We start from the raw sequence: 4679 nt of genomic DNA on the forward strand, positions 1-4679 counted from the left end.
GGCCCGGGCCGTGCGTCCGCCGGCGATGATGATTTCCGTCGGTTCAGACGGCGAGCGCCTGGGCCCGGCGCTTCACCTCCGTGCCGCGATTCTCGCTGAGCGCCTGGGCAGGCGTGCCCGGCAGGGTCGGGTCGGGGGTGAAGAGCCACTCGAGCATCTCTTCGTCGGTGAAGCCGTCGTCCCTCAGCAGGGTCAGGGTCCCGGACAGGCCCTTGACCACCTTGTTGCCGTCGATGAAGGCGGCAGGCACCTGGAGCGCCCTGTTCTCACCGCGGCGCACGGCGATCAGCTGGCCGTCCTTGACCAACTGCCGCACGCGCGTCACCTCGACATCGAGCATTTCCGCGATGTCCGGCAGGTAGAGCCAGGCGGGGACGAGGGCATCGATCTTTGCGTCAATCTCGGTCACGGGGACAAGCCTGCCATCCAGGACCGACAGTCGGTAGCCAGGACCTACCGTGCCGCCGCCTTCAGAGGGACGGAAGGGTCGGCCGCCCGCGCCGGATCCAGCTCGGTCCCGGACACGATCAGCTTGCGGCCCTGTGCCAGATCACGGGGCCTGCCCACCGTCAGCAGGGCCACGAGGACGCCGTCGCGCAGCCACAGCACGGACCAGGTGTCCTCCGCCGGACTGCCGCGCCACAGCAGCGTGTCGGCGGCGCCGTGGTGGCCCGCGTACTGGACGAAACGGCCGAACTGCTCGGACCAGAAGTACGGCACCGGGTCGTACGCCTCCGGGGCCGGGGGCCGGGGCTCCTGGTCGCCGAGGATGTTCGCCGCGACGGTGCGCGGACCCTGGAGCGCGTTGTCCCAGTGGTGGACGAGCAGCCGCTCGCCGTACCGGCCGGACGGGTAGGAGGCGCAGTCCCCGACGGCGTACACGTCGGGAGCGGAGGCGCGCAGATACTGGTCGGCGACCACCGCGCCGTCCGGGCCGAGCTCGATGCCGGAGCCCGCCAGCAGGGCGGTGGCGGGGCGCGCGCCGATACCGACGACCACGGCGCCGGCCGGGATCCTGCGCCCTCCGGCCAGGACGACGGCTCCCGGCTCGACGGCTTCCACCTTGGCGCCGGTGATCAGCTCGGCCCCGTGCTGCTCGTACCAGGCGGCCATCGGGGCGGCGACCTCGGCGGGCATGGTCCCGGCGAGCGGGCGGCCCGCGGCCTCCACGACGGTGACGCGGCACCCGGCCTCGCGGGCGGCGGTCGCGAACTCGGCGCCGATCCAGCCGGCGCCGACCACGACGATGTCGTGCTGCTCGACGAGCAGCGGCCGCAGCCGGGCGGCGTCGTCGAGCGTGCGCAGCAGATGGACACCGGGGACGCCGACGGTGCCCGGCAGGGTGACCGGCTCGGCGCCGGTGGCGAGGACCAGCACGTCGTAGGGGACCGGGCCGGACGCGGTGTCGACCTCGTGCGCGTCGGTCCGCACCCGGGTCACCTCGAGACCCAGGCGCAGCTCGACGCCGAGTGCCTCGAAGTCGATGTCGAAGGCGGAGTCCTCCGCCTTGCCGAGCAGGATCGCCTTGGACAGCGGCGGTCTGTCGTACGGCTGGTGCGGCTCCGCGCCGATCAGGGTGACCGTGCCGGTGAATCCCTGCTCGCGAAGGGCGACCGCGGTCTGCACGCCGGCCATGCCCGCGCCGACGATCACCACGCGCCGCCGCGGCTCGGTCCGCCGCCCTTCGTCCGCCCGCGTCTGATGCTGCCGTTCGTCCACCCGCACACCATACGTACCTGACTGGGGGTCAGGAGGGGCGGATCAGGAAGCCTGCTCCTCCACGACGCTCGTCCCGCTGCCCTCCTGGGACTCCCACTGCCAGCTCTCCTCCAGCCGCACCCGGCCGTCCGGCAGGTCCACGACCGTGGAGAGGCAGTGACCGGAGGAGGTCCCGCCGTCCGTCTTGAGCTGCACATAGCGGAAGTCCAGCCGGTCGCCGTCCCTGGTGCCCACAAGATGGCCGCGGACCACGTCGCCGCCTTCGTACTCGGCCCAGATCCGGCCCCGTTCCTCGTGGTACGTGAACCGGGTCCGGGTGCCGACCTGGCCCGGGGCCTGGTCGGCGACCGGGGAGAGAACAAGTCCGTCGAGCGACTTCGCCACTGCTGCGGCTCCCTTACAACGCGTCGGGGCGTGCGGTTAGGGTGGCCACCGTAAGGCACTCGCGGGAGCCCGGACGTACCGGGCTGAGAGGGAGGCTGGCCGGCCTCCGACCGTACGAACCTGATCCGGGTCATGCCGGCGAAGGGAGGGGCTGGACGCCCATGTCTCGTACACCGAGCCCAGACGTCCTCGTCATCGGGGGCGGAATCATCGGCCTGGTCACGGCCTGGCGCACCGCGCAACGGGGCCTGCGGGTCGCCGTGGCCGACCCGGAACCGGGCGGCGGGGCCGCGCAGGTCGCCGCCGGGATGCTGGCCGCCGTCACCGAACTGCATTACGGCGAGCAGACGCTGCTCGGCCTCAACCTCGAATCCGCGCACCGCTATCCGGCCTTCGTCGCCGAGCTGGAGGAGACGTCCGGCCGGCGGGTCGGCTACCGCTCCTGCGGCACGCTCGCCGTCGCCCTCGACGCCGACGACCGGGCGCATCTGCGTGAACTGCACGCCCTCCAGCACCGGTCGGGGCTGACGTCCGAGTGGCTCACCGGCCGTGAGTGCCGCCGCCTCGAGCCCATGCTGGCCCCCGGCGTCCGCGGCGGGCTGCGGGTCGACGGCGACCACCAGGTCGACCCTCGCCGGCTGGCCGCGGCCCTGATCGCCGCCTGCGAGCGCGCCGGGGTCGACTTCCGCCGCGGCTGGGCGGAGCGGCTGCTCGTGACGGGCGGCCGGGCGGCCGGGGCGGTACTCGCCGACGGCACGGAGATCTCCGCGGGACAGGTCGTCCTGGCCGGCGGCAGCATGAGCGGACGGCTGGAGGGCGTACCGAAGGACGTGCTCCCGCCCGTACGCCCGGTGAAGGGCCAGGTCCTGCGACTGACCGTGCCACGCCCTTACGCGCCGTTCCTGTCGCGCACGGTGCGCGCCGTGGTCCGCGGCAGCCATGTCTACCTCGTGCCGCGCGAGGACGGCGAGCTGGTGGTGGGCGCGACCAGCGAGGAGCTCGGCTGGGACACGACGGTCACCGCGGGCGGGGTGTACGAACTGCTGCGCGACGCGCACGAGCTGGTGCCCGGGATCACCGAACTGCCGCTCGTGGAGACCCGGGCGGGACTGCGCCCCGGCTCCCCCGACAACGCGCCGCTGCTGGGCCTCACCGAACTGCCCGGACTGCTTCTGGCCACCGGGCACTACCGCAACGGCGTGCTGTTGACGCCCGTCACCGGCGATGTGCTGGCCGACGCGCTGACGAACGGTGAACTCCCCGAAGTGGCACGGCCCTTCTCACCACGCCGCTTCTCGTCCGTCCTTCAGGAGCAGCCCGCATGAACACCTCCGTGAACGACAGCGCCGACGCCGCTGTCGCCGCCTCCGCCGCTGCCCCCGTCGGTGCCTCGGCCGCCGACGCGGTCGCCGCTTCGGCCGCGGCCGGCGATCGGGTCCGCGTCCTCGTCAACGGCGAGTCCCGGGACGTCGCGGCCGGCATCACGCTGGACGTGGTCGTCACAGCGCTCTCCGCCGCGACCTCCGGCGTCGCCGCGGCCGTCAACGAGGCGGTCGTCCCGCGCGGCGAATGGGCCGCCACCCCGCTCGGCGACGGGGACCGTGTCGAGATTCTCACCGCAGTGCAAGGAGGCTGAACGGCCATGGCCGACGACCGTTTCACCCTCGGAGGGACCACCTTCGACTCCCGTCTGATCATGGGCACGGGCGGTGCGCCCAGCCTCGACGTGCTCGAGAGGTCCCTCGTCGCGAGCGGCACGGAACTGACGACCGTCGCGATGCGGCGCCTGGACCCGACGGTCCAGGGGTCCGTGCTGTCCGTCCTGGACCGGCTCGGCATCCGGGTCCTGCCGAACACCGCGGGCTGTTTCACCGCGGGCGAGGCTGTGCTCACCGCCCGCCTGGCCCGGGAGGCCCTCGGCACCGACTGGATCAAGCTCGAGGTCGTCGCGGACGAGCGGACGCTGCTGCCGGACGGCGTGGAGTTGCTCGACGCGGCGGAGACGCTCGTCGACGACGGCTTCACCGTGCTGCCGTACACGAACGACGACCCGGTGCTCGCGCGGAAGCTCCAGGACGTGGGCTGCGCGGCGATCATGCCGCTCGGCTCGCCGATCGGCTCCGGGCTCGGGATCCGCAACCCGCACAACTTCCAGTTGATCGTCGAGCAGGCGGACGTCCCCGTCATCCTGGACGCGGGCGCCGGCACGGCGTCGGACGCCGCACTGGCGATGGAGCTCGGGTGCGCGGCGGTGATGCTGGCGTCGGCGGTGACGCGCGCGCAGGAGCCGGTCCTGATGGCGGAGGCGATGCGGCACGCGGTGGACGCGGGCCGGCTGGCGTTCCGCGCGGGCCGGATCCCGCGACGCCACTTCGCGGTGGCGTCGTCGCCGCACGAGGGGCGGGGGGCGCTGGACCCGGAGCGGCCGGCGTTCTGAGGGGTCGGGTGCGTGGGCGCCTGCGGCGGGCTCGTTCCCCTGCCCGCCCCTTCCCGAACCGGGGCGAGCCCCGGACCCCGTACGGCCTTCGGCCGTGCCCTCAATCGCCGGGCGGGCCGGATTTCGGCGGGACCAGCCC

The 4679-nt window shown here is 73.5% G+C and carries 6 protein-coding genes and 1 riboswitch; of the genes, 3 read left to right on the top strand and 3 right to left on the bottom strand.

The features are described 5' to 3' along the window. Positions 1 to 43 precede the first annotated feature (43 nt). From ACWGH4_RS31540 to ACWGH4_RS31550, 3 genes are all read right to left on the bottom strand, one after another. Positions 44 to 409, bottom strand: coding sequence for an Rv2175c family DNA-binding protein (locus ACWGH4_RS31540; protein WP_053557401.1), 366 nt, complete (start codon positions 407 to 409; stop codon positions 44 to 46). A 44-nt stretch (positions 410 to 453) separates the two neighbouring features. Next, a complete protein-coding gene (locus tag ACWGH4_RS31545) occupies positions 454 to 1635 on the bottom strand; it encodes an NAD(P)/FAD-dependent oxidoreductase (RefSeq protein ID WP_453466916.1) in 1182 nt (393 codons plus the stop codon). Between the two features lie 126 nt (positions 1636 to 1761). Continuing rightward, positions 1762 to 2103 (bottom strand): hypothetical protein, encoded by a 342-nt coding sequence (locus tag ACWGH4_RS31550; protein WP_453466910.1) that lies wholly within the window; start codon positions 2101 to 2103, stop codon positions 1762 to 1764. 51 nt (positions 2104 to 2154) lie between these two features. Beyond that, positions 2155 to 2267: riboswitch (TPP riboswitch) on the top strand. Between ACWGH4_RS31550 and thiO the strand changes: the two genes are divergently transcribed. The 3 genes from thiO (at position 2265) to ACWGH4_RS31565 (ending at position 4540) form a co-directional block, all read left to right on the top strand. Beyond that, positions 2265 to 3428 carry a glycine oxidase ThiO gene (thiO, locus tag ACWGH4_RS31555; protein WP_453466912.1) on the top strand — a complete coding sequence of 388 codons (1164 nt, stop codon included), beginning with the start codon at positions 2265 to 2267 and terminating at the stop codon, positions 3426 to 3428. (Overlaps the previous riboswitch by 3 nt.) Before the next feature lie 8 nt (positions 3429 to 3436). Further along, the gene (gene thiS / locus ACWGH4_RS31560; RefSeq protein WP_453466918.1) at positions 3437 to 3739 is read left to right on the top strand and encodes a sulfur carrier protein ThiS; all 303 of its coding nucleotides are present in this window, start codon (positions 3437 to 3439) and stop codon (positions 3737 to 3739) included. 6 nt (positions 3740 to 3745) lie between these two features. Next, positions 3746 to 4540 carry a thiazole synthase gene (locus ACWGH4_RS31565; RefSeq protein WP_453466914.1) on the top strand — a complete coding sequence of 265 codons (795 nt, stop codon included), beginning with the start codon at positions 3746 to 3748 and terminating at the stop codon, positions 4538 to 4540. Positions 4541 to 4679: the final 139 nt, after the last annotated feature.

The organism is Streptomyces sp. NPDC054847, from assembly GCF_053610925.1.

Excerpts from the sequence above, each read along its gene's own strand:
- ACWGH4_RS31545 (WP_453466916.1), bottom strand. The coding sequence starts at position 1,635 with ATGGCCGGCGTGCAGACCGCGGTCGCCCTTCGCGAGCAGGGATTCACC.
- ACWGH4_RS31565 (WP_453466914.1), top strand. The coding sequence starts at position 3,746 with ATGGCCGACGACCGTTTCACCCTCGGAGGGACCACCTTCGACTCCCGT.
- thiO (WP_453466912.1), top strand. The coding sequence starts at position 2,265 with ATGTCTCGTACACCGAGCCCAGACGTCCTCGTCATCGGGGGCGGAATC.